The sequence below is a fragment of the Nitratireductor sp. GZWM139 genome, from assembly GCF_030068685.1.
GTDB lineage: Bacteria > Pseudomonadota > Alphaproteobacteria > Rhizobiales > Rhizobiaceae > Nitratireductor > Nitratireductor aquimarinus.
In genome coordinates this window covers 39292-64728 of the sequence record NZ_JAMQML010000001.1, presented here as the reverse complement: position 1 = coordinate 64728, position 25437 = coordinate 39292, and the positions used below count along the sequence as shown (strand labels likewise).

Below are 25437 nucleotides of genomic sequence, written 5' to 3'. Positions count from 1 at the left end.
ATTTGTCAACATGATTGACAAATGACAGAGCCTTGGTAGCGTGACGTCAGAACCGGTGGTGCAAACATGAAGACCATCGCCCTTCTCGCCCGCGTGCGGGAGAAGGCGATGGCGGGCGGATGAGGAGCGAACGCCATGATTTGCGCGCACCGGCGCGAACGGGAGGAGACAGAGACATGAAAGAGAACGCCTTTGAGGCCCTGACGGTGGAAACCCTGCCGACGCGCCTGGGCAGCATCCCGGAAATCGCCGACCGGCTTGGCGGTGCGCCCACGGACTGGGATGTCCGCGAGGTGGGCGACGGAAATCTCAATCTCGTCTTCATCGTCGAGGGCGGCAGCGAAACGCTCATCATCAAGCAGGCGCTTCCCTATGTGCGGCTCGTCGGCGACAGCTGGCCCCTGCCGCTGAAGCGCTCCTTCTTCGAATATCACGCGCTCACCCGCCAGGAGCAGCGCGCGCCCGGCACCGTGCCCGCCATCCATTATTTCGATGAGACGCAGGCGCTGATCGCCATGGAGTTCCTGTCGCCGCACATCATCCTGCGCCGCGCCCTCATCGAAGGCCAGGAGCTGCCGAAGATCGGCCGGGATCTCGGCCTGTTCATGGCCCGCACCCTGTTCCGCGGCTCCGACCTTTCCATGAAGGCATCGGAACGCAAGGCCGACCTCGCGCTCTTCTCCGACAATGTCGAACTCTGCGACATCACCGAAAACCTCGTTTTCTCCGATCCCTATTTCGAAGCGCCGATGAACCGGCACACGCCGGGTCTCGACGCGGTGGTGAAAGAGCTTCGCGCCGACCGCGACCTGAAGGTCGAGGCCCAGCGCATGAAGCACGCCTTCGCCTCGCGGGCGGAAACCATGGTGCATGGCGACCTGCATTCCGGCTCCGTCATGGTGACGCCCGACGACACGCGCATCATCGATCCGGAATTCGCCTTCTACGGTCCCATGGCCTTCGACGTGGGCATGCTGATCGCCAATTACTGGATGGCCTATTTCTCGCAGCGCGGGCACGAGCAGAATGGCAGCCGCGCCTCCATGCGCACCTATCTCCTGCGCGTCATCGACGAGACATGGAACACGTTCCGCGACGAGTTCGCCCATCTCTGGCGCACGGAACGCGGCGGCATGCTTTATCAGGCCGCCCTCTATGAAGATCAGGAGGATGGGCTCGCCGCCGAACAGGCGCTCAACCATGTCATTCATGATCTGTGGACCGACATGCTGGGCTTTGCCGGCATCGAGATGCACCGCCGCATTCTGGGCCTTGCCCACAATGCCGATTTCGAGGACATCGCCGACGAAGATCTGCGCGCCTCCTGCGAGACGGCAGCGCTCAAATTCGGCCGGCACATCGTCGTCAACCGCAACAGAATTCAATCGCTGGCCGAACTTGATCGGCTGGCCGAGGCACTGGACCAGGGGAAACTGTCATGAAGGTCGCAGACAAGCACTACCGCACCATCTGGGTGAACGAGGATGGCTGGTCCGTCGACCTCATCGACCAGCGCTGGCTGCCCCATGAGCTGCGCGTGGAAACCGTCAGCACCGTTGACGGCATCGCCACCGCGATCCGCGACATGTGGGTGCGCGGCGCACCACTGATCGGCGTCACCGCCGCCTATGGCGTCGCCCTGCGCATGCGCGAAGACGCATCCGACGCGGCCCTTGATGCGGTCTGGGAAACGCTGCACGAAACGCGGCCCACGGCCATCAACCTGCGCTGGGCGCTGGACGAGATGCGCGGCCTTCTGGGCAAACTGCCCGAGAGCGAACGCGCTGAAGCCGCCTACAAACGCGCAGCCGAGATCGCCAACGAGGACGTCGAGCTCAACCGCAGCATCGGCCGCCACGGGCTCGAAATCATTCGCGAAATCGCCGCGCGCAAGAAGCCCGGCGAAACGGTCAACATCCTCACCCACTGCAATGCCGGCTGGCTCGCCACCGTCGATTTCGGCACCGCCACCTCGCCCATCTACCACGCGGTGGAAGAAGGCATTCCGGTGCATGTCTATGTGGACGAAACACGCCCGCGCAATCAGGGCGCACAGCTCACCGCCTGGGAGATGGCCGGCCACGGCGTTCCGCACACGCTGGTGGTGGACAATGCCGGCGGACATCTGATGCAGCATGGCATGGTCGACATGGTGATCGTCGGCACCGACCGCACCACCGCCGATGGCGATGTGTGCAACAAGATCGGCACTTATCTGAAGGCGCTGGCGGCAAGCGACAATGGCGTCCCCTTCTATGTCGCTCTGCCCTCGCCCACCATCGACTGGACCGTGCGCGACGGGGTGAAGGAGATCCCCATCGAGGAACGCTCGGGCGACGAAGTCTCGCTTGTCTGGGGCAAGGACGAGAGCGGCCAGGTGCGCCAGGTACGCATTTCGCCGGACGCGACGCCTGCCGGCAACCCGGCCTTCGACGTGACGCCGGCGCGGCTTGTCACCGGCCTGATAACCGAGCGCGGCATTGCCGACGCCTCACCCGAAGGGCTCGCCAAACTCTTCCCTGAACGGGCGAATGCAGACGCTGCGTGAATTTCAGAAAACGATTCAGAAATGGCCTGAAATGCGCTGATTTTGAATCGTTTTCCGCCAAACCGGACCAAAACAAACAAAAAGGCTGACCTCACGGTCAGCCCCAGTCTGGCATCAAACGAGCGTACACTCCGTCAGGCCTGCATCTCGCGAATTTTGTAAGCGACCTCGGTTCTGTTGGTCGCGTTCAGCTTCTTCATGATGTTGCGAATGTGCACCTTCACGGTGCTCTCGCAGAGCTGAAGTTCATAGGCGATGATCTTGTTTGCCTTGCCGCGCCGGAGCGCTTCCGCCACTTCGGCTTCGCGGGCAGTGAACAGATTGCCAAGCCCGACAACACGACTGCTGTTCGAGTTGATGACATCGCGCATGGCAAGCACACCGCTTGCCGGCACGAAGACACCGCCTGCCCGGGCCAGAAGGATCGCCTCGGCGGCGACATCGACCCCGACATTGCTCGGAATATAGCCTTTCGCGCCGGCTTCCAGCGCCTTGAGGATCTGTCCCAGATCATCCGTATCGGCGATCACGATCACCGGCTGTTCTTCGAATTCCTCGGCCAGGTCATGAATTTCCGCGCAGATCCCCTGTTCGGAAATCTTGCGGCTCCCGACAATCAGGAGAACGGCCTCTGGATGACGTCCTCCGGAGGCCTTGTGCCATTCTTCCGAAGAACCGACTGCAACAATTTCAAGAGAAGGATTTTGAGTTTCCAGGCTGCGGGCCAGGCATTCCCGGTCCAGCACCCGGGGATCGATCAAAAGAACAAGTTCGCGATCAGCGTCCTTGTCCACTGCGTCCCAGTCCTTTCGTGACGATGCCGCAAGTGCACCGCCGGACGCATTCATGATCCCGTGTAAATCACTGCTATGTCCTACCTTTGCCTGTTCCATTTCAAATGCTCCCCAACACTCACTCAAACCAAGCCCCAGTGACATCGGAAAAGCGCTATATTTATTGTTTGCACACCCCGCCCGCCCCGCCGATGAACTATCGGCAGAATGAAACCTCCCCAAGAGGCTTCCATCAGGACTATCACTTGGAGATTTATTATCCTCACAATTGGGGATAATTTGCATTAACATGGATCAATGCATTTAAAGAATCATTCAAAATGATTATACTTGCAAAATAGATACTTAAAGTTGCAATCAGATGATAAATTCGCGCCATTCGCGAATTTGGTTCTCTTCATTTCATAACCACTGCGCTCCGCACAGGGCATATGGCGCATACATCTGAAGTCTAATACTGATTATATCAAATGCGCTTCGCATTGCGGCAATCACGATTATGGGAGCCGCGCGAATACCCCTTCCGTGAGTGCCCGAAGGGTCAGTTATCCACAGGCGCGGCATCCGCATCGGAAAGAGCCAGATAGGCATCATCGAAGCCGGTGGCCGTGATCAGGCCGGCGCGGTTCTGAAACGTCACCACCCCGCCCCGGAAGGAGACATACCCGCCCTCGCGCAATTTGCGCAGAACGCGATTGACGTGAACCACCGAAAGGCCGAGCGCATCGCCCAGATCGACCTGGGTAAGCGGACAGGCGAAGGAACTGGATCCCTGCCCCTCATAGAGGCCGACACGGAAGGAAAGTTCGAGCAGAAGATGCGCAACCCGCTCGAATGCGCCACGGCGGCTGATATTCACGAAATGCTCGGCCGCACGGGCGTACCGCCGGGCCATTCCCTTGAGAACGAACTCGCGCACATGCCGGGGATAGGTGGAAAGGTTTTCGTAGATCGCACCGGGAAATTCGAACAGCGTCACCGATGTCAGCGCCCGCACTTCCTCACGCGACCACTCGGTTGATCCCACGGTGATCACGTCACCGGTCAGCGAGAAATCGACCACGGTTCTGGAGCCGTCTTCCAGCTCCTTTCCGTTTGCCACCCAGCCCGAAACGACCAGAAGAACGGCGCGCTTTTGCCCATCCATGTCGGCAATCGTGTCGCCACTCGCGTAAAGACGCTTTCGCAGAGCCGAGCCGTTTGCCTTGCCAGCGCCCATTCCAAACAGGCCCCGCGCCGTCTCAGCCTCCAGGTAATGCAGTATTTCTCTATAATTATCGGAGCCCCGAGCCCGCATACTTCCCCGCTCTTTGCGCCACTTCTGGCCACCAGGCTGACCGGTATGTCGACCAGAGGCAGTCATGTGGCTTCTAACCACGAACTAAACGCCCTGTTCGCAAACCCGGTTCCATAAAACTGCTTTCGCAGTCGCAGACCCCGCCCCACGATCAGGAGACACGCGGATAAGTCTCTAATTAACATGGTATTCTGCCCTAATCACAAATATGTCAGCCAGCCCCAATTTCACCGAATAATGATTATTTCTTCGATTGAGGGCCGGATTGACCAATTCGCACGCCGATTTACAGCGAAGCATCACGCTGAAGCGCGATCCGCGGCGGGCGCCGGCATCTTCATGTCGCGCGTGAGTCTGAGGATCGCTCCCCGTGCTCCGGCAACGCAAAGACGGTGTGTTTCTGGGTCGATCCCCTGTTCCAGCGCCGCCAGCACGCGCTTCGCGATGGCTGCTTCATCTTCTTGGTGCGCTGAAACGAAGAAGGGTTCACGGGCGGTGAGCCGAAAGAAGCCCTTCACCTTCTGATCCCATCCAAGCCCCACGGCAGGAATGCCGAGTGCATAGGCCGTGATGCAGGCATGCAGCCGATGGGCCACGAGCCCGTCGAGACTGCCGATAAGGGCAATCAGTTCGTCGGGAGATGATGGCCGCGCGACAACACCGCACCGCCCCGTCATGCGCCCGTCGGTCTCGGGAAGGTCAAGCCGGACCCGCTCCAGAAAAGCCTGATCCTCCAGCGCGCCATTGGTGAAGAGCACCACATCGCAGCCCGCCTGCAACAGCTGCCCGGACAGCGCCCGGTAGCTTTCGACCGAAGCAAGGGGAATGGCCTGCGCATCGCCGCTTGCATGCCGATGTAGAACGACCGGATGGGTGACGCACAGGCCGACCAGCGGGCGGACCCGGCGAACATGCCCATGCGCATGTTCCGCCCGCTCCACCGTCAATGCGGGGTCGGGCGCGAGGTTCGCATCCCGCCAGTCGGAGAAATGCGCCTGCCAGTTCTGCAAAGCGCCCGCATCGCGCACCGATGCATGAAAGACCCGGCACTCCCGCAGGCGACCGAACAGCGCCGCCGCGCGCGGCGACCAGTGGCTGCTGACGCCCACGGCAAAGACGCCCACCGGCGTGTCCGTCTCCCGGCAGAGGTCCAGCACCTGCCCGACCTTCAGCGGAAAATTGAGATCGTCGTCCTGAAAGAGATTGCCGCCGCCGATGACAACGAAATCTGCGCTCTCGATCCTGCGTTTCCAGACGGGGCGCAGCGCCGCCAGACGGCGGCCAAGCACGCGCTCCACGACCATGCGGCGCACCGGCCCGGGCATCGCCCCCAACAGGCGCAGAACACCGAAGCGCCGGCTGTCCGCAGCGCCATAAGCGTCGCGCCCGGCAAGATCCACCGTCTCGACCTCAGCGCCCGGCAGGGCCTTTGCAAGCTCGCGCTCAAGGCATTCGGCCAGAATGCCGTCCCCCAGATTGGGGCTGTAGCGCACATTGAAGACCACGACCCTCACGAGACCGTCTCCAGACGGGTCCTGCTGCCGGCTCCGGCCGCCACCGGCTCGCTGCGCAGGGCGGCGGCAGATCCGGCAAGGATGAAGAATAAAAGCCCCAGATCGTAGACGGTGCCTGAAATCATGGCCTCGCAGAGCCCGGCAAACACGCCGGCCTTTGCCGCCCGCGTGGCGGCCCGCTCATAGCGCCCGGCATCGCTGCGCAGCATCAGCGTGTTGCCGACAAACAGCGCAAACAGGATCGCGCCGATGAGACCGACATTGGAAAGAAGAACCAGCGCATAGCTGGACGCGCGCGCGCTTCCGAGCCCCGCACCCCAGCCCCAGGTATCAAGGAAGACCTGAAACGCGACCGCATTCCACTGCATGCGCTCCCGCGCCGACTGGCTGCTGAGCTTGGAATAGAGCGTCTCGTCGAGGAACGACTGAACGCCATCGGCAAATCCCGGCGCGAAGACCAGAACAAGCATGAAGCAGAGTGGAACGCTGAGGAGAGCGAGCGCTATCGCCGCCGGTCGACCGGTGACGCCATGGGGTCCGGTTGCCGGCAGCGCGCGCCATGACAGGAAGACCATGACGGCGGCAAGGCTCACCAGCGCCGTGGTCGAGGTCGACAGAAGAAGCGCCAGGAGGAGAAGACCCGCAATGACGCCTGTTGTCATGGAGCGCATGCGGTCGAGCCACAGGCTGGCGGTGAAGGCGAAGAGAACGATGGTGTAGCCCGCAAAGGCCGATGCTTCGGGAAAGGTGCCGGAAATGCGCTTGAAGCCCGCTTTTTCCGAGCCGGTCAGGAGCGCGTAATTCGCCGTGCGGATGAAATCAAAGAGATGGGCCGTGCCCGTGCGATAGGTGACGACATCGAGCAGCGCAAAGACGAGATTGGCGACCGCCAGAACCAGCATCGCATTCACCACATCCCGCGCCGTGCCGCCGCGTTTCAGATAGGCATAGGTGAAGGCGAAGCAGAAAAGACCGCCCAGCGCATAGACCGTTTGGGTGATGTTGTTGCTGGAGAACGACAATGGTGTGAGGTCGATGATCCGATGCCCTGCGGAAGAGCGCAGCACGATCATCGTTTCTGTGACGCCTTGAAGAATGCGCGGGAAGAAAAGCGCGGAAAAGACGCCATAGACGGTGAGCAGAAGCAGCCAGATGCCCGGCGAGGATGACGAGACGGCTGCGAAGACCGGGCGCTCGCCATGCGCCATGAAGAGACGCAGGCAGAAAAAGGCCAGAAGCAGGCTCGGCACGAGCACCGAAGCGCCGCCCAGACCCGGCACGCCAAAGGCTGCCGCAGCGCCAAACAGCGTGGACAGGACGATGACGTAGAACGCCATGCGCGGCGGCGCCAGAAGGACCACCCCACCGAGAACAAGCGATAACAAACCCAGTAATTCGATGCGCATGGCGCGCCTCGCCCTTTAGCCGCACAAGCGGCGTAAACCCGGTTGAGGATACCACGCATGCAATGGAGCGTCCCTGTTTCAGGGATACCTCTTATGGACAGTGGGACCGCGATTGGCTGAATTCCGGGATTGGCGGATGCAGTGATAATCTGCCGCCCGGGAGGTTACCGCATTGCCGTTTTCCTCAGATACATCACGCGCTTCTGGCGCATCACGGATCTCGGCGAAACGCCGGCTCCTTGTGTTCGGGTTTGCCACGGTCCTCACGCTCGGCATGCTCAAGGCCAGCGCCAATGACGAACCGGGCACAGAAGCCGACCGGCTGGACATTAACGCCATGCGCCTGTCGTTCGACGAGGATTTCACAAGTCTCGACGTTTCGGCCTGGGGACCGGGCACACGCTGGATCGCGCATACGCCCTGGTCGGGCGATTTCGGCGGTGCGCGCTTTGCCGATCCCGGTCAACGCACGCCTTTCAGCATCGAAGACGGGATGCTGAAGATCGAGGCAAAACGCGACCCGGAGGGCGACTGGCAATCCGGCCTGCTCGCCTCGATGGACCCCAAGGGCAACGGCTTTGCCCAGCAATACGGCTATTTCGAAATGCGCGCGCAACTGCCCGACGGCCCCGGCGTGTGGCCGGCCTTCTGGCTGATCGGCAAGGACCGCTCGCAATCCACCGCAGAGATCGACGTGATCGAATTCTACGGCGACAAGCCGGATGGCTATTCATCGGTCGTGCATGTCTGGCACCGCGACGGACGCCATTATTCGCGCTTTCACCGCAACAATGTCTTTGAGGATGCGCGACCGGGCGACTTCCATACCTATGGCGTCAGGATCGACCGCGACTGGATCCGCTTCTATTTCGACCGCACATTCGTCTGGAAGACCAAAACGCAGGAAGAGCATCGCCAGCCACTCTACATCCTGCTCAATCTGGCTCTGGTGGACGGACCGACGAAGGACGAGGCCCCCGACCCCTCGCACATGATCGTCGACTATGTGCGGGCCTACCGCCTTGATTGACGGGCAGCCAATGCCCTTCCAGAGCCGCCAATGCCCCCTCAGAGCCCCGGGGCTTAATGCTTTGGGATAGGCCTTCACCCCCTCCCGCAGGCCCCATCGCCGAATGACCTAGATGGGTAAAAACCTAAGACCTCCGGTCGGCGCGGGGCTCATCCAGATGGCCATCTGTTTCTTTGGCCGCCCACGTGGAAGTCTTGGCGTTGAAGGCATGAGAACCAATTTTTCTCCCGCGCCACAACTATAAACAGTGAGCATTTGCAGATGCTTGAAATATAGGCGCGGGCTTTTTCGGGCGGGGCGTCTACATGCATCGAAACCAGAACGACACCGAGCTGTCCATTTCCGGAACGGCCGTTTCTTCCACTCCTCATTCAGGGCACGCATCCGAACGCGGGTATGACCGCGACACGACGGTTCACGACACCGTGGCGGCGCTGGCGCGCCAGCGCCCCGATGCGATTGCGGTCGGCTTCGACGACGAGCGCCTGACCTATGCGGAGCTCGACCGGCTGGCCGCAAAACTCGCCGCCCGCCTCACCGCGATGGGCGTGCGCAGGGGCGACATAGTGGGCCTGCTTCTGCCACGCGCGCTGAAGACGCTGGTTGCCAAGCTGGCGATCCTCAAGGCGGGCGCTGCCTATGCGCCGTTCGATCCGGCCTATCCTCTGGAACACCTTTCCTACATGACGCAGGATTGCGCGCCGCGCGCCCTGATGATCGACGCCGAAAGCGCGGATCTTGCAGCCAGACTTCCCATAAGTGCAGAGCGCCTCATCGACATCGATGCGGCCATGGCCGGGCTGGCTGAGGACAATGCGCCGACCGGCAGCGCCGTGGCCGTCTCGGGCGGTGACGCTGCCTATGTCATGTACACGTCGGGCTCGACCGGCCGGCCCAAGGGCGTGGTCATACCGCATCGCGGCATTGTGCGGCTGGTGCGCGCGCAGAACTATGTCGACTTCCGCCCGGACGATGTGGTGCTGCACACGGCGACGATCTCTTTCGACGCCGCCACATTCGAGATCTGGGGCGCGCTGCTCAACGGGGCGCGGCTCGCCGGCATTGGCGACCGCACGCTTTCCATGCAGCGCATCGCGAAAACGATTGATGATGAGCGCGTCTCGGTGATGCTGCTCACCACGGGGCTGTTCAACCTTCTGGTCGATCATCCGGGCGGCAGGCTCACCTCGCTTCGGCATGTGTTTTTCGGCGGTGAAGTGGCGTCAGCGGATCATGCGCGGCGGTTTCTCGCCGCTCACCCCACATGCCGCCTGACCAACGCCTATGGGCCGACCGAGGTGACCGTCATCGCCTCGACTTTTGAGGTTCCGGCCGAGTTCCGGGACGACGCGATGCCGATCGGCCACTCCATCGCGCATAGCGGCATTCACATTCTTGATGATGATCTTCGCGCGCTGCCGCCCGGCCAGGAAGGACAGCTTGCGGTTTCCGGCGACGGGCTCGCCATCGGCTATCTGAACCGGCCGGAGCTGACGCAGGAGCGTTTCGTGACGATCCGCACCGCAGACGGCGAAAGCCTGCGCGTCTATCTGACCGGCGACATGGCGGTGATGGAGGCGGACGGGCTCCTGCATTTTCGCGGCCGCCGCGACCGGCAGGTCAAGATCGACGGCAAGCGCATCGAGCTGGACGAGATCGAGACGGCGCTGCGCCGTGACGCGCATCTGGCCGACGCCGTGGTGCAGTGTCATCAGGCGGGAACGGCCAAACGGCTGGTCGCCTATCTGCGCCCGCGCCCGGAGGGCGGAGCCATAAACGGTTATGACGAGTTGGGCTTTGCGGCTGCGGTTCTCGGGCGGCTGAAGGGCGTCCTGCCGGCCCATATGGTGCCGGGCCGGGCCATCGTACTGAACGAATTCCCCATGAACCGCGCCGGCAAGGTGGATCGCGCGCGCCTGCCGAACCCGGCTGATGCGCCCGCTTCCGCACCGGCTGCGGCAACGCCCCCTGCAGAGGGCATGGAGGCCGTCGTCGCGCGTCACTGGCGCAGCGTTCTTGGAACCGATGCCATCGGCCCGGACCAGAACTTCTTCGACCTCGGCGGCACGTCGATGCAGCTGATGCGCATTCACGCAGCACTCGAACAGGAACTTGGCCGCGCCATCGATGTGGTGACCCTCTTCGAGCACCCGAAAATCCGCATCCTCGCGCGCTTTCTCGAGAAGCAGGCGGCGGACGGCCCGCAGACCGCCGCCGCCCAGAGCCGCGCCGCGAGGCAGAGACAGGTCATGTCGCAATTCCGCCGGAGCAGAGCATGAACGGGCAGAGCATGAACGAGCACACGACGCCGAACGAACACGCACCGATGGCGGAAGACGATGCGGGCATTGGCAGCATCGCCATCATCGGCATGGCCGGGCGTTTTCCCGGCGCGCCCTCGGTCGATGCGCTGTGGCAGATGGCGCGCGAAGGGCGGCACGCCTTCCGCGCCTTTGCGCCCGACGAGATCGAAGACGCCTATGACGACGCCACCCGCGCGTCGCCCGACTATGTGCCCTCGCGGCCCTGTCTGGACGATGTGGGCATGTTCGATGCGGAGTTCTTCGGCATGTATCCGCGCGAAGCGGCGGTGCTCGACCCGCAGTTCCGCCTGTTTCTGGAGCTTTGCTGGGAAGCGCTGGAGAGTGCGGGCTGCGATCCCTTTGCGGCAAAGGACGCCATCGGCGTTTTCGCCGGGTCGTCGCTGAGCACCTATCTCATCAACAACATCCTGTCCGACCGGAAGAAGGCGGAGGCCTTCACCTCCGGCTATCAGGTGGACATGTTCAACGAGCTGGTGGGCGCGATCAACGACACGCTGGCGACGCGCGTGGCCTACAAGCTGGACCTGAAAGGGCCTGCTTTCACCATCCAGTCGGCCTGCTCCACATCGCTTCTTGCGGTGACGCAGGCCTGTCAGAACCTCCTGACCTATGGCTGCGACATGGCGCTGGCCGGTGGCGTGTCGATCTCGGTGCCGCAGAAGCGCGGCTACATCCACATGGAAGGCGGCATGGTTTCGCCGGACGGGTTCTGCCGCCCCTTCGATGCGCAGGCGGGCGGCACGGTATTCGGCAATGGCGGCGGGGTGGTGCTTCTGAAACGGCTGGAAGACGCCATCGCGGATGGCGACACGATCCACGCCGTCATTCGCGGCTATGGCGTCAACAATGATGGCGCGGACAAGGTGGGCTACACAGCGCCCAGCGTTTCCGGTCAGGCCGAAGCCATTGCGATGGCGCTTGCAAGTGCGGGCGTCGATCCGGCGAGCGTTGGCTATATGGAGTGCCACGGCACCGCTACGCCACTCGGCGATCCCATTGAGTTCAACGGCCTGATGAATGCCTTTGGCAACGCCGGCCCCGAAGGGCACTGCGCGCTGGGCTCCGTCAAAGGCAATATCGGCCATCTGGATGCGGGCGCGGGCGTGACCGGGCTCATCAAGGCGGCGCTCGTGGTGCGCGATGGTGAAATCCCGCCGGTGGCGAATTTCGTGTCGCCCAACCCGCACATGGCGCTCAAAGGCAGCCCCTTCCGCATCCCGACAGGGCTAACGCCATGGAAGGCGCAAGGCGCGACACGCCGCGCCGGCGTCAGCTCCTTCGGGGTTGGCGGCACCAATGCGCATGTGGTTCTGGAACAGGCTCCCGAAACCAGCACGCTGGAAGACCACACCACCCGGCCGCTCATCCTGCCCCTTTCGGCGCGCAATGAAGCAGCGCTCGCCACCATGCGTCAGAACCTGGCCGATGCGCTGCGCAAAGGCGCACAGCCGCTTGCCGCCGTGGCGCACACGCTTCAGGAAGGAAGGCACGCTTTTGCCCATCGCACTGCCGTCATCGCACGCACGCGCGACGAGGCGATCGCCGGGCTGGAGGCCGAACGCCCGATCAGTGGCGAAGCAGCACCGGAAGCCCCGCCCGTGGTCTTCATGTTTCCGGGCCAGGGCGCACAGCATGTGGGCATGGGCGGCGCGCTTTATGAAAGTGAGCCTGCCTTTGCCGAATGGATCGACCGGGGCGCTGCACTTCTGGAACCGCTGATCGGCCGCGACATCCGCGATTTCATCCGCCTGCCCCAGAACCGCGCGGCAGAAGAGCTTGCCGAAGCGCTGCGCGACACGCAGATCGCGCAGCCTGCGCTCTTCCTCGTCGAATATGCGACGGCGAAACTCTGGATGAGCCGTGGGCTGATGCCCGACGCCCTGATCGGCCATAGCGTTGGCGAATTCGTCGCCGCGACGCTTTCAGGCACGATGCGGTTTGAAGACGCGCTGCGTCTGGTGGCTGCGCGCGGAAGGCTGATGCAGGACCAGCCCAAAGGGGCCATGGTTTCGGTGCGCGCCGATGCCGAAACGGCTGCCGCACATCTGACCGACGGGGTGGAGATCGCCGCCGTCAACGCGCCGAAGCTCAGCGTCATCTCCGGCACGTTCGAGGCCATGGATGAAACATGCGCCGCGCTCGATGCCGCGGGCATTGCCTATAGCCGGCTGCACACCTCGCACGCCTTCCACTCGGCCATGATGGACGAGGCGGCGCAAGCGCTGGAAGAAGAAACGGCGATGGTCGAATATGGTCCGGCGACCATCCCTTACATTTCCTGCGTCAGTGGCGACTGGCAGACCGATGCGCAGGGCGCGTCACCAGCCTACTGGGCGCGCCACTGCCGCGACGCCGTGCGCTTTGCCGATGGCATTCAGGCCATCGCGCGCGACCGCCAGCCGGTGTTCATCGAAAGCGGCCCCGGCCGTACACTTTCGGTCTTCACCGCGCAGACGCTGAAGCGCGACGCCATTGCCGCCATCATCCAGTCCCTGCCCGAACACGACCGCGCATCCCTCGGCGAAGAAGCCTTCGCCGGGGCGCATGCGCGGTCGTGGATCGCCGGCTGCGCGCTGGACTGGCCGGCCCTGCCGGAAACGGCGCGGCGGAAGATCCCGCTGCCAACCTATCCATTCCAGCGCCAGATGCACTGGATCGACGCACCGAAGCCGGAAAACCGGGCGAGCGCCGCGACCGATGCGCCGCAGGCGGAGCCTCAGCCCGTGGCCCAGACCCAGACAACCATGACAGACGGAACGAGCCCAATGACCGCTGCACCTTCGACAACCGACCGGCCAGCCATGCTGGAAAGCGCCCTGATTGCCCTTCTGGCCGACCTTTCGGGCGAGGAAATGCCTGACGACGCGGCCGGCGCGACCTTCCTCGAGCTTGGCTTCGATTCACTCTTCATCGGCCAGTTCGCGCAGAAGGTGGAGAAGGAATATCGGATCAAGCTCTCCTTCCGCGAATTGCTGGGCAACATTCCGACCATTCATGACTTGGCGCGACACCTGGATGCCGAACTGCCGGCAGATGCCTTGCAGACGGCGTCTCCCCCTCCGGTGAAACAGGTCCCCCCCACGCCGGACGTCGCGCCCGCTGCGCCATCTACCTCGGTGAATGGAACCCCACAGCCGCCTCTCGGGCTCGAGGCGCTGTTCCAGTCTCAGTTGCAGATGGCGCAGCAACTTTTTGCGCAGCAGATGCAGACCATCCAGTCGCTGGGCGGCACGGCGGCAGCGGCAATGCCGCCCCCCGCCGCACAGGAGGCCGCGCCCCCTGCGCCAGCGCCGTCCCCTGCCCCGACACCCGAAACAACCGGTGATGAAAGCGAAATCGGCGGCAGCCGCATCCGTGTCTACAAGCCCGGCGCACAGGCCGGCGATCAGACGCTTTCGCCCGAAAAACGCGCCTTCATCGACGATCTGGTGACGCGTTATTGCGCGAAGAACGCAGGCTCCAGGGCGTTCACGCAAAAGCACCGGCCGCATCTGGCCGATCCGCGCGCAGCCTCGGGCTTCCGCTCCGACTGGAAGGAAATGGTGTTTCCCGTCGTCTCCGACCGGTCAAAGGGATCGCGCATCTGGGACATAGACGGCAATGAGTATATCGACCTCGTGAACGGCATGGGCCAGACGGCCTTCGGCCATGCCCCCGATTTCGTGACCGAGGCGATCCGCGCGCAGGTGGACAGGGGCTTTGCCATCGGTCCGCAGACGCCGCTTGCCGGCGAGGTGGCCGATCTCATCAGCGAGCTGACCGGACACCAGCGCGTGACCTTCTGCAACACCGGTTCCGAAGCGGTGATGGCCGCCATGCGGGTTGCCCGCACGGTGACGGGCCGCGACCGCATCGTCGTATTCGGCAATGATTATCACGGCCAGTTCGACGAGGTTCTGGTGAAGGGGCGCAGCCGCGCGGGACAGCACCGGACGCTGCCGATTGCGGCAGGCATTCCCTCGGATTCACTCTCGAACATCACCGTTCTGCCCTATGGCGCAGCAGAAAGCCTCGACTGGATCCGCGCCAATGCGGAGGACATCGCCGCCGTCATCATCGAGCCGGTGCAGAGCCGGCATCCCGAATTGCAGCCCGTCGAGTTCGTGCGCGCGCTGCGCGCGGTGGCGACGGAACGCGATTTCGCGCTGGTCTTCGACGAGGTGGTAACCGGCTTCCGCGTCGACCCCGGCGGCATTCAGGCCCTGTGGGGCATTCGCGGAGACCTGGCGACCTATGGCAAAGTGCTGGGCGGCGGCATGCCCATCGGCGTTCTGGCCGGCGACAGCCGCTATATGGATGCGCTGGACGGCGGACGCTGGGACTATGGCGATGACAGCGTGCCCATGGTCGCGCCGACCTTCTTTGCCGGCACATTCGTGCGGCATCCGGTGGTGCTGGCCGCAACCCGCGCCGTGCTGCAACACATCAAGGGCGAAGGCCGCGCGCTTTATGACCGGGTGGCCGGTCGCACGGAGCAGCTGGTCACACAGCTGAACACCCAGCTTTCCGAGCGTGGCATCGCCATGCCGATCCACGGCTACAAGAGCTGGTTCGTGACCGATTTCGGCAATGCCGATCCACTCGGCTCACTGTTCTACCCCCATGCGCGCCTTCAGGGCCTGCATGTGCAGGACGGCTATCCCTGTTTCCTGACAACCGCGCATTCGGAAGAGGATTTTCAGCGCATTGCCGCCGTGTTCGCAAACACGCTTGATGCCTTGCAGGAGGCCGGCATTCTTCGTGGTGAAGATGCGCAGAGCGCCCCTCTTTCAAAGCCCGCGCCGGAAGTGACGAAAACGGAAACCCCGCCCGCTCCAGCGCAGGCCCCGCTGACCGAAGCGCAGAAGGAAATCTGGCTTGCCGCGCAGGCGGGCGATGAAGCCTCGTGCTCGTTCAACGAATCCTTCAATCTCACGCTCGATGGCGCGCTGGACGAAGCCGCTTTCCGTCGGGCGCTCGACCTGGTGGTGGCGCGGCACAATGCGCTCCACATCAGATTTGCGCGCACCGGCGAGCATTTCGAGGTGATGCCCGATTTCCGCATCGACATGCCGCTGACCGGGCTTCCCGATGAAGCGGCGCTGGCCGCGATCATGGACCGCGAGGCCCGCACCGCCTTCGATCTGGTCAATGGACCGCTGGCGCGCGCGGAACTCGTGAAGCTTTCGGCAGACCGGCATGTGCTTGTTTTCACCGCGCACCACATCGTCTGCGATGGCTGGTCGGTGAATGTGCTGGTGGAAGAACTGGCCGAAGCCTATTCGGCGCTCGAGAAGGGCGCGACGCCCGACCTGCCGCCGGCGCTGGCCTTCTCGGCCTATGCGCAGGGCCGGGCGAACCGGCCCGGGGCGAGCAGCGAGACGGAACAGTTCTGGCTTTCGCAGTTTGAGACCGTGCCGGATCTGCCAGACATGCTCACCGACCGGCCACGGCCGGAACGGCGCAGCTTTGCCGGCGGTACCTGCACCGCGCATATCGGTGAGGACACCTACAAGCGGCTGAAGAAGGCCGGTGCAAAGAGCGGCGCGACGCTGTTCTCGACCCTGCTGGCAGCGCTGCAGGTGATGGTGTCGCGCCTTTCCGGCAGCAACGACATCGTGATCGCCGTGCCTTCGGCGGGCCAGAGCCTTGTCGGCGAAGAAACCCTGGTCGGCCATTGCGTGAACCTCCTGCCGCTGCGCCAGACGCTTGACGAGGACCGCGCTTTCTCCGCCCATCTGAAGGACACACAGACGCTCGTTCTGCAGGCCTTCGAGCATCAGGACTACACCTATGGAACGCTGGTGCGGAAACTCGGGCTGAAGCGTGACCCGAGCCGCCTCCCGCTCACCGAAATCCAGTTCAACCTGGAGCGCATGAGCAAGGGGCTCGACTTTGGCGGACTGTCGGCGAACGTGACGCCCAATCCCAAGGCGTTTTCCAATTTCGACATGTTCCTCAACATGATCGAGAGCAGCGACGGCATCCGCATTGATGTCGATTACAATGGCGATGTGTTCGACCCGGAGACCATTGAGCGCTGGCTCGGTCACTTCGCCACGCTGGCGGCGGCGCTGGCCGACGACATCGATGCGCGGATCGAACGCCTGCCGCTTCTCTCAAATGATGAGGCGGCATGGCTGACCCATGGTCTGAACCAGACCGAGACGCCCTGTGAAAGCGAGCGCTTCGCCTTCGAACTTTTCGGCGACCGGGCTGCTGAGACACCTGACGCCATCGCAGCCATGCATGGCGATGAAACGATCACCTATGGCGAACTGGATGCGCGAAGCTGGCAGCTTGCCCGCCTGCTTCAGGAAAAGCTCTTCATCCCCGGCCGCCGCATCGCGGTGGCGCTGGACCGGTCCATCGACATGCTGGTCACGCTGCTGGCGATCATGAAGGCGGATCACATCTATGTGCCGCTCGACCCGGATCACCCCGAAGCGCGTCTCAGCCAGACCATGGACGCAGCCCATATCGCCGCCGTGATCTGCCGGGATGAACGCATTGCCGCGCTTGCAAGCCACGATGTGCTGCCGATCCGGCTGGATCAAGAACGTGCGGCCATTGCCGCGCAGGATGCCGCGCCGCTTCAGATCCGCGCGCATGGCACATCGCAGGCGGCCTATATCATCTTCACATCCGGCTCGACCGGTGTGCCCAAAGGGGTGGAAGTGCCCCACAGCGCGCTGGTGAACTTCCTCACCTCCATGGCGAAGGAGCCCGGCTTCACGGCGCAGGACACGCTTCTGGCCGTCACCACCATCTCCTTCGACATTGCTGCACTCGAACTCTATCTGCCGCTCATCTGCGGCGGGCGGGTGGTGATCGCCGACCGGCTGCAGGTGCAGGACGGGTTCCAGCTCGTGCACCTTCTGAACGCGTGCGGGGCGAGCGTGCTCCAGGCGACGCCGACGCTCTGGCAGATGCTGATCGAGGCGGGGCTTGGCGAACGTCCGGCGCTCAAAATGCTGTGCGGCGGCGAGCCCCTGCCACCGGCGCTGGCGCGCAGCCTGATCGAAACCGGCGGCGAATTGTGGAACATGTACGGGCCGACGGAAACGACGATCTGGTCGTCCGTGGCGCGCATCGATGATGCGGATGCGCCCATCACCATCGGCCATCCGATCGCCAACACGCAGCTTCACATACTCGATGCGCGGGGCCGGATCGCGCCGGTTGGCGTGACGGGCGAGCTGAACATTGGCGGCGACGGCCTCGCCATCGGCTATTTCGAGAATGGCGAACAGACCCATGCGGCCTTCCGCAACGTCTCCATTGGCGGCGTTCCGCAACGGCTCTATAAGACGGGCGATGTGGGGCGGCGCATGCCAGACGGCTCGCTCCAGCTTCTGGGCCGCCGCGACAACCAGATCAAGCTGCGCGGCTTCCGCATCGAACTTGGCGACATCGAGGCGGTGGTTTCGGCGGCGGAGGGCGTGCGGCAGTGCGCCGTGGCCGCACCCGTGAACCGCAATGGCGACCGGCAGCTTGTCTGTCATGTGGTGCCCGATGATCCAGCGAACCCGCCGCGCCCGGATGCGCTGAGCGCGCATGCAAAGGCGCATCTTCCGGGCCACATGGTCCCCGCCTTCTGGGTCGAGGCCGAAGCGCTTCCGCAGACGGCCAATGGCAAACTCGACCGCAAGACGCTGGAACAACAGGGCATTCCGCGTCAGGAAGCGGCCATCATCCGAACCGCGCCACGCACACCGATGGAGGAGAAGCTCTCGGCCATCTGGCGCGACGTGCTGAACATTCCCGAGATCGGCGTCGAGGAAAACCTCTACGCGCTGGGCGCGGATTCGCTCAGCATCTTCCGCATCGCCGCAAGGATGATCGACGCCGGCCTGCCGCTGGAGGCGCGGCATCTTCTTCAGCACCCGACCATCGGCGAACTGGCGCTGATCGCCGAGGAAGCAGGCGATGAGCCGGTCAATGGCGTGCAGCCGCATGTGCCCTCGCTCAAGGATTTCCGGCATGGCGCACGCCGCCGCATGGAGGCGCACTGATGACCGACACGGAGCACCGCCCGCTTGCCGAGGGGGCAGACGAGATCATCGGCGAATTCCCCTGCACGCAGACGCAATTGCGCTGCTGGTTTCTGGACCGCTTGAGCCCGGGAAACCCGGCGCTCAACGTGGCCGTGCGTTGGGAAATCCGGGGTGATTTCAAGACCGAGAGCATCGAAACGGCCTTTCGGCAGATCATCGAGCGGCACGAGATCCTGAGAACGCGCTTTATCGAAATGGGCGGGCAGCCCGTGCAGCAGGTGGTGCGGGCGGTCTCGTTTCGCATGCCGGTGATCGATCTGCGCCATGTGCCGGCCGACCAGCGCGAGGCGCGCGTCCAGTCGATCAGCAAGGAGACGGCGGCGGCACCCTTCGATCTTGGCCAGGCGGGGCTCTTCCGCGTCACGCTCCTGATGGTGGAGAACCGGCGCGGCTTCATCCTGATCACCGCGCATCAGTCCTGCTTCGATGGCTGGTCGATCCGGGTTCTGGGGCGCGAGCTTGGCGAACTGGCTGCCGCCATCGACGCCGGACGCCCGGCGCAGCTGCCGGAACTTGCGCTGCAATATGGCGACTTCGCGCTCTGGCAGGACGAGTACCGCAACAGCTACGGTTTCGAGACCGAGAAGACCTATTGGCGCGAACAGCTGCGCGATGCGCCCTATTTCGAGATCCCGCCCGACCGGCCGCGTGGACGCGTGAAGACCAGCCGTGGTGAAATCCTCTCCGCCGTGCTTCCGATGGAGCTCGGCGAGCGGATCGAGGCGGCGGCGCGGGCGCAGCATGTTTCGCTGTTCAGCTATGGCGCGGCGGTGATCAGCGCAGCGCTGCATCACTATTCCGGCAGCCGCGAAATCCTGTTCGGAACGCAAATCGCCGGGCGCGAGGATGTGGATCTGGAAAGCCTGATCGGCGTCTTCATCAACAATCTTGTGCTGCGCTTCGACATTGCCGACGATCTGAGCTTCGCCGATCACCTGGCGCGGGTGAGCGCCACGGTGGGGGCCGCGCTCAATCATCAGAAAATGCCGTTCAACAATCTGGTGGAGCTGGTCAATCCTGCACGCGATCCCTCGCGCAATCCACTGGTTTCGCTGAACTTCAACCAGCAGAAGGCGTTTCTGGAAGACACGCGCTATGGCGATTTCGAGCTGATCAGCGCGCCCTCGCAGTCGCCGGGCGTCATCTACGATCTGAACTTCATCATGATTGGCCGCCCGACCGGCTGGCGCATGTCGGTGGAATACAACACCGATCTGTTCGATGAGGCGACGGCGCAGGAACTGCTCGACCTCTGGCAGAAGGCCTATGCCTTCGCGCTGACCGACCCGCAGGCGAAGATCGGCGACATGAAAGGCCCCGTGCGCGCACCCGCATCGCCGCAGGAGACGCGCGCAGAGCCGGCTTCGCACGTGGAAGCCCTGCTTCTTGCGCATCGTGACGTGGCTGATGCGGCGGTCAGGCGCGATGCCTCCGGTGCGTCTCACGCCTATGCGGCGCCGGCTGCCGGCCTTGCCACACCGCTTGAAACGCTGCCGGCGCATCTCACCGCCTATCTGGCAGAACGGCTGCCTGACGACGAGATGCCGGCGGGCATCAGCATTCTGCTTGCCCTGCCGCGCCGGGCTGACGGCGCGCTTGATGATGCAGCACTTCCCATGCCCGACCCCATGCCTGCGCCCGTCGCTCCGCCAGCAGCACGCAAGGCATCGCCACCAGCGGATCGGGAGGCGGAGCTTGGCCGGGTGTGGGCGCGCGTTCTCGCTGTGCCGCAGGTGCAGGGAAGCGATGATTTCTTTGCGCTCGGCGGCCATTCGCTTCTGGCGCTGCGCATGTTCTCGGCAATGCGCGAGACCTTCGGCGTGCAGCCGGACCTGGCGGTGCTTTTCAAGGAGCCGACGCTTTCAGGCTTTGCCCGCGCGGTCTTCGGTGAGGCGGAAGCACCGGTCGCAGACCATGCACCCGCTGCGCCGCCTGATGTGGAAACGGCGGAGCAGAACCCGGCGATCATCGACTGGGAAACCACCATCTACCGGCAGGGCAGCGGCGATTGCGCGATCTACACGCTCAACCATCCTTTCCTCTATTACCGGATGGCCAAAACGCTTCCCGGCCATGCCTCGGTCGTGAACCTGCACATGTTCAACGCCCGGATCGATGCGGAGACGGAGAACCTGACGCTGGAACAGATCGCCGGCGATGCGGTGGACGCCATGCAGCTTGGCGACCGGCCCAAAACGGTGGCGCTGGTGGGCCTTTGCGTGAACGGCATTCTGGCGGCGGAGATGACGCGGCAGATCCGCCTCAAAGGCCACGATGTGAGCTTTGTGGCGCTGATCGACAGCTGGGCTCCGGGCTATGTGCGCTCGCAGCCACGCTTCACCCGCTGGCGCTGGAACACCGAGAAACGCGCCAAGCGCCTGCTCTACTTCACCGGCAAGCTGATCCGCGGCCGCATTTCGATGATGACCTATCTGAAAGAGTTCAGCTTTTCGCTGAAGCTGGTGGAGCGCTATGCGCCGGACCGGGCGCTGAACCCCGAGGAAGAGGCAAACGAGGCGGTGACGCAGTTTCTGGTGCGGGCAGCGCGGCGCTACACCCCGCGCGCGCTCGATGGCGAAACGGTGCTCCTGTTCCGCAGCCAGGCGAACCATCCGCGCGCCAAACCGCTTCTGTTTGGCTGGCGCGGCTTCGTGCCGGATGATTCACCCGTGTTCGACCTGCGTGGCTGGCATGAGGATTCGCTCAGCGACAGCGGCATCGACAAGCTCTCGACCGTGCTCGGCGAGCGCCTTGAACTGGGAGGCGGCTCTGAACGCTAAGGGAAAACCGGCCAGCAACAGGAAGCCGCAGGCGCGTCCCCTGCGGATCGGGATTGTGCGCGCCATCGGGCAGACCTTCGAAAACTGGGAACTGCTTTTGATCGAGCGCCTGCTCTCGGACCGGCGCTTCAGGCTGGTCGCGTTCCTCACCGATCCCGCTCCACACCATGCGGCCCGGCCCGGCCTTCTGGCCAGAACGGTGGCGCGGATCGACAATTCGCTTTTCGCGCGCCAGCCCGCCTATCGCGCACGCCGCTTCGAGCGCGCGCGCAGTTCCTTCGTGAGCATTCCGCTGGAAGAAACCGGAGAGAACAGCGACCGCCACAGGCTGGAACTCGATCTGGTGCTGCGCCATTGCGAGGGCGCGCTGCCGGAAATGCTGACCGAAAACCTTCGCTTCGGCGTGTGGTCGCTTAGCCATGTCTTCACCCAGTCCGGACCCGTGAACTGGGAGGGCATGGGCGATGTGGCCGAAGGCGCGCCGACGAGCCATCTCTCGCTTTTCGTCGAGACTGCGCGCCAGCCGGAACGGCGTGCAATTGCGGAGGCCGAGTTCAATGTGAAGTTCAGCGCCGCGCGCAACAACGCCTTCATGAAGGAGAAATCGGTTCTGCTTCTGGTTCGGGAACTGCGGCGACTGGCCGAGACCCGGAAACTGCCGAAACCACTGAAAGCGGCTGACAGTGTTCAACCTGCTGCACCGCCCGGCCTTCTGACGACCGGTCGCTATGCGGCAGCACTTGCGAAGAACGTGACGCAGCGGGCGCTGAAATCCGTGCGCCGCGCCTCCCATCAGGATACGGCCGTGTGGACGCTCTACAGCGGGCGCGGGTCCATTGACGATTTCGATCCGAGCAAAGCCACGGAAATCCCGCCAACGGACACGGCCATCAAGGCCGATCCCTTTCTCTTTCACCATCAGGGAAAGACCTATCTGTTCTACGAGAATTACGGGCGCGGCGACACCAGGGCGCACATCGCGGTCGGCGAGATCACGCGGCGCGGCTTCGAACCCATCGGCATTGCGCTTGGCGGTGAGGAACACCTCTCGTTTCCCTTCGTTTTCAAGCATGGCGACGAGATCTTCATGATGCCGGAAACGCATCAGCGAAAGCGCATCGAAATCTGGCGCGCGGTCAGCTTTCCGCTGATCTGGGAGCCCTATTCGCGGGCGCTCGAAGGCTGGTCGGCCGCTGACAGCACGCTGTTCCACCATCGCGGCCAGTGGTGGCTTTTCACCAATCTGTCAGAGCATCACGCTTTCGAAGATCATTGCTCGGCGCTCTACGCTTTCCAGGTCGATGGCCCGAAACTCAACCGGCTTGTGTCGCACCGGCGCAACCCGGTGGTGATCGGCAGCGCCACGGCGCGCAATGGTGGCCGCATCTTCTCGCGCCATCGCCGCCTCTACCGGCCCGCGCAATACAATGCCCATGGCATTTACGGATACGGTCTCAACATCATGGAGATCGAACATCTGGACATGGAAGACTATCGGGAAACCTGCGTGCGGCGCATCCTGCCCGACTTCAAGCCGGGCCTGAGCGGCTGCCACCATTTCGATGCCAGCGGCTCCCGCTACATTCTGGATGCGCGCCTCAACGCCTGAGAGCGCTCAAGGCGAGCGCCCGGATGCCACGCGCCGCGCGTTTCGCGCCCCGGAGCCGGTTGCCGGCGACCGCGATAGTTGAGCGCAACGGCGTTGCCGGCCGTCATCGCGGCCACCGCACCGATATAGCCGCGCGGCAGCGCAAGGTTGGCAAGCCGCCACTGGGCCGGTGCATCGGCAACGCCATCCAGCCTCAGAAGCCGCGGCTGACCTTCCGGGTCGATGGTGACATCGAAGGATTCAAGCGGCAGCGAAAGCCCTGCCCCGTGCGCCTTCACGAAGGCTTCCTTGCGGGTCCAGCAGCGGAAGAACGCTCCCAGATAATCCTGCGAGGGAACGGCGGCGAGCGCCTCGTTCTCTGCCGGCGAAAAGAAATGCGCGGCCAGGTTTTCCCGAAACGGCAGAACGCGCTCGATGTCAATGCCCAGCCGATAGCGGTCCGATACGGCGAGCACCGCCATGCCCCCGCTATGGCTCAGGTTGAAGTGAAGCGGTGGTTCGCCGCGTCCGGCCAGCCGTGGTTTGCCAAAGGCATTGTAACTGAAGGAAAGACGCCTTGCGGGAACACCGAGATACGCCCCCAGAATGACCCGCAGCCGGCCCCGCCCGGCGATGAAGCGCAGGCGGTGCCTCTCATGCACGAAGCGGCCTGCGCGTGCGAATTCCGCCTCATCGAGAGCGGAGACGAGCTGCGGCAGCGCATCTAGGGGAACATCAAGCGACCATTGCCAGACATCAATCGTGCTGGCGCCAATACCGATCGGTTTAAGATGCATAGGACAACCGCCTTTCCTGTGAACTCTGGCCGGCCATGCGGCGGGCAAGATAGGCCATGAGCGCCGTCGGATAGTTCTCGCCAAGGCTGATGCGGCAGGTGCGCTTGAGAATGTCGCGCGAGCGGGCGCACATGTCCGGCCCGTAATCCACGCTGGCCTTTGCCCAGCCATAGGGGTTCATGGCCGGATGGAAGGCGCGCTTTTCAAGGATCGGCGTCCAGTGGGTGCAGACATGACGGCTGGAATCGAAGACCCGATACACGCCGCGCCTGTGTTTTGCGGCAAACGTCTTCGCCTCCTCTTCGGTCTCGAAGAGAAGGTGAAGGCCAACCGCATTCTGCGGATCATTGTGCGGCCCCAGCCGGAAGGCGTCGCAGCCCGACAGGATGCGCGCCATGACCTGATGCCGCCGGCGCATGCGCTTCAGCATCGGGTCGAGTTTCGCGAGCTGCACATTCAGCATCGCGCCCTGGATCTGGCTTGCCTTGAAGTTCACGCCAAAGAAGCTCGGCTCATTGTAATTGTCGAGATGGCCGCGAAAGAGCTCGCCCACATCGTGATACATGCGCGCGCGGGCAAAGAAGCGGTCGCTCTGCGAGGCCACCGCCCCGCCCTCGCCGATATTGATGTTCTTGAACTGGTTGAAGCTGAACGCGCCAATGTCGCCAATGGTGCCCACGCGCCGGTCGCGATAGGTGACACCGACCGCCTGGCACGCATCCTCGATGACAAGCAGGCCATGCTTTCGCGCCAGCGCCATGATCGCTTCCATGTCGCAGACCATGTTGGCCATGTGCACGGGCAGGATCGCGCGGGTGCGCGGCGTGATCCGGCGCTCGATGTCGTCGGGGTCCATGGTCAGCGTTTCGTCGATGTCGACAATCACCGGCACGGCCCCAACCGCAAGCACGGCGGCGGCGGTGGCGATCCACGTATAGGCGGGCACCAGAACCTCATCGCCCGGCCCCACGCCTGAAGCTGCAAGGCCGCTGATCAGCGCCCCGGTGCCGCTGCTGACGGTGAGCACATGCCTGATGTCGAACTGTTGCGAAAACGCCTTCTCGAACCGGTCAAGCGGCCCTTCGCCCGGTCCCCCATAACGCGCCAGACGACCAGAGGCGATGACCCTTCCGATGGCCAGCCACTCACGCAAACCAACCTTTGCCATAGTGTTTTCCCGCTTTGCCGGCGGGCGGCTTCATGCCCGGTCTGCGCGGTGCGCAGAAGGGGCACGTCGCTTGCGCCGCGGCGCCCCATTTACGCTTCGAGCCTATGCCGCGCCCAAGGGGTTTTCAAATAATCCAATCATCCGAAACAGGGGCG

The 25437-nt window shown here is 63.6% G+C and carries 13 protein-coding genes; 7 read left to right on the top strand and 6 right to left on the bottom strand.

Features of this window, described 5'->3' with window-relative positions:
- Positions 1 to 176: 176 nt before the first annotated feature.
- Positions 177 to 1442: an S-methyl-5-thioribose kinase gene (mtnK, locus tag NDI72_RS00260; protein WP_283799229.1), complete on the top strand. Its 1266-nt coding sequence runs from the start codon at positions 177 to 179 to the stop codon at positions 1440 to 1442.
- A complete protein-coding gene (gene mtnA, locus NDI72_RS00255; protein ID WP_283799228.1) occupies positions 1439 to 2548 on the top strand; it encodes an S-methyl-5-thioribose-1-phosphate isomerase in 1110 nt (369 codons plus the stop codon). Before mtnK ends, mtnA begins: the two co-directional genes overlap by 4 nt.
- Before the next feature lie 134 nt (positions 2549 to 2682).
- Here mtnA and NDI72_RS00250 read toward each other — a convergent pair whose 3' ends face one another.
- From NDI72_RS00250 to NDI72_RS00235, 4 genes are all read right to left on the bottom strand, one after another.
- Positions 2683 to 3441, bottom strand: a complete 759-nt coding sequence (locus NDI72_RS00250) for a response regulator transcription factor (RefSeq protein WP_206546021.1) — start codon at positions 3439 to 3441, stop codon at positions 2683 to 2685.
- 442 nt (positions 3442 to 3883) lie between these two features.
- Entirely contained in the window at positions 3884 to 4561 is a 678-nt protein-coding gene (locus NDI72_RS00245; RefSeq protein WP_283799226.1) for a Crp/Fnr family transcriptional regulator, read from the bottom strand.
- A 377-nt stretch (positions 4562 to 4938) separates the two neighbouring features.
- Positions 4939 to 6153 carry a polysaccharide pyruvyl transferase family protein gene (locus NDI72_RS00240; RefSeq protein WP_283799225.1) on the bottom strand — a complete coding sequence of 405 codons (1215 nt, stop codon included), beginning with the start codon at positions 6151 to 6153 and terminating at the stop codon, positions 4939 to 4941.
- Complete coding sequence (locus tag NDI72_RS00235; RefSeq protein ID WP_283799224.1) at positions 6150 to 7559, bottom strand: hypothetical protein; 1410 nt, start codon at positions 7557 to 7559, stop codon at positions 6150 to 6152. Before NDI72_RS00235 ends, NDI72_RS00240 begins: the two co-directional genes overlap by 4 nt.
- A 274-nt stretch (positions 7560 to 7833) precedes the next feature.
- Between NDI72_RS00235 and NDI72_RS00230 the strand changes: the two genes are divergently transcribed.
- From NDI72_RS00230 to NDI72_RS00210, 5 genes are all read left to right on the top strand, one after another.
- The gene (locus tag NDI72_RS00230) at positions 7834 to 8589 is read left to right on the top strand and encodes a glycoside hydrolase family 16 protein (RefSeq protein WP_502888365.1); all 756 of its coding nucleotides are present in this window, start codon (positions 7834 to 7836) and stop codon (positions 8587 to 8589) included.
- 305 nt (positions 8590 to 8894) lie between these two features.
- Entirely contained in the window at positions 8895 to 10868 is a 1974-nt protein-coding gene (locus NDI72_RS00225) for a non-ribosomal peptide synthetase (RefSeq protein ID WP_283799222.1), read from the top strand.
- Positions 10865 to 18907, top strand: a complete 8043-nt coding sequence (locus NDI72_RS00220; RefSeq protein ID WP_283799221.1) for a hybrid non-ribosomal peptide synthetase/type I polyketide synthase — start codon at positions 10865 to 10867, stop codon at positions 18905 to 18907. The genes NDI72_RS00225 and NDI72_RS00220 overlap by 4 nt, the downstream gene beginning before the upstream one ends.
- Positions 18907 to 21729: a condensation domain-containing protein gene (locus NDI72_RS00215; protein ID WP_283799220.1), complete on the top strand. Its 2823-nt coding sequence runs from the start codon at positions 18907 to 18909 to the stop codon at positions 21727 to 21729. The genes NDI72_RS00220 and NDI72_RS00215 overlap by 1 nt, the downstream gene beginning before the upstream one ends.
- Positions 21701 to 23338, top strand: a complete 1638-nt coding sequence (locus NDI72_RS00210) for a glucosamine inositolphosphorylceramide transferase family protein (protein ID WP_283799219.1) — start codon at positions 21701 to 21703, stop codon at positions 23336 to 23338. The genes NDI72_RS00215 and NDI72_RS00210 overlap by 29 nt, the downstream gene beginning before the upstream one ends.
- Here the strand turns inward: NDI72_RS00210 and NDI72_RS00205 are convergent.
- Both NDI72_RS00205 and NDI72_RS00200 read right to left on the bottom strand, forming a co-directional pair.
- Positions 23308 to 24114 (bottom strand): 4'-phosphopantetheinyl transferase family protein, encoded by an 807-nt coding sequence (locus NDI72_RS00205; RefSeq protein ID WP_283799218.1) that lies wholly within the window; start codon positions 24112 to 24114, stop codon positions 23308 to 23310. The two genes, NDI72_RS00210 and NDI72_RS00205, sit on opposite strands and share 31 nt — an antisense overlap.
- Complete coding sequence (locus tag NDI72_RS00200) at positions 24104 to 25282, bottom strand: DegT/DnrJ/EryC1/StrS family aminotransferase (RefSeq protein WP_283799217.1); 1179 nt, start codon at positions 25280 to 25282, stop codon at positions 24104 to 24106. The genes NDI72_RS00205 and NDI72_RS00200 overlap by 11 nt, the downstream gene beginning before the upstream one ends.
- Between the last annotated feature and the right edge of the window lie 155 nt (positions 25283 to 25437).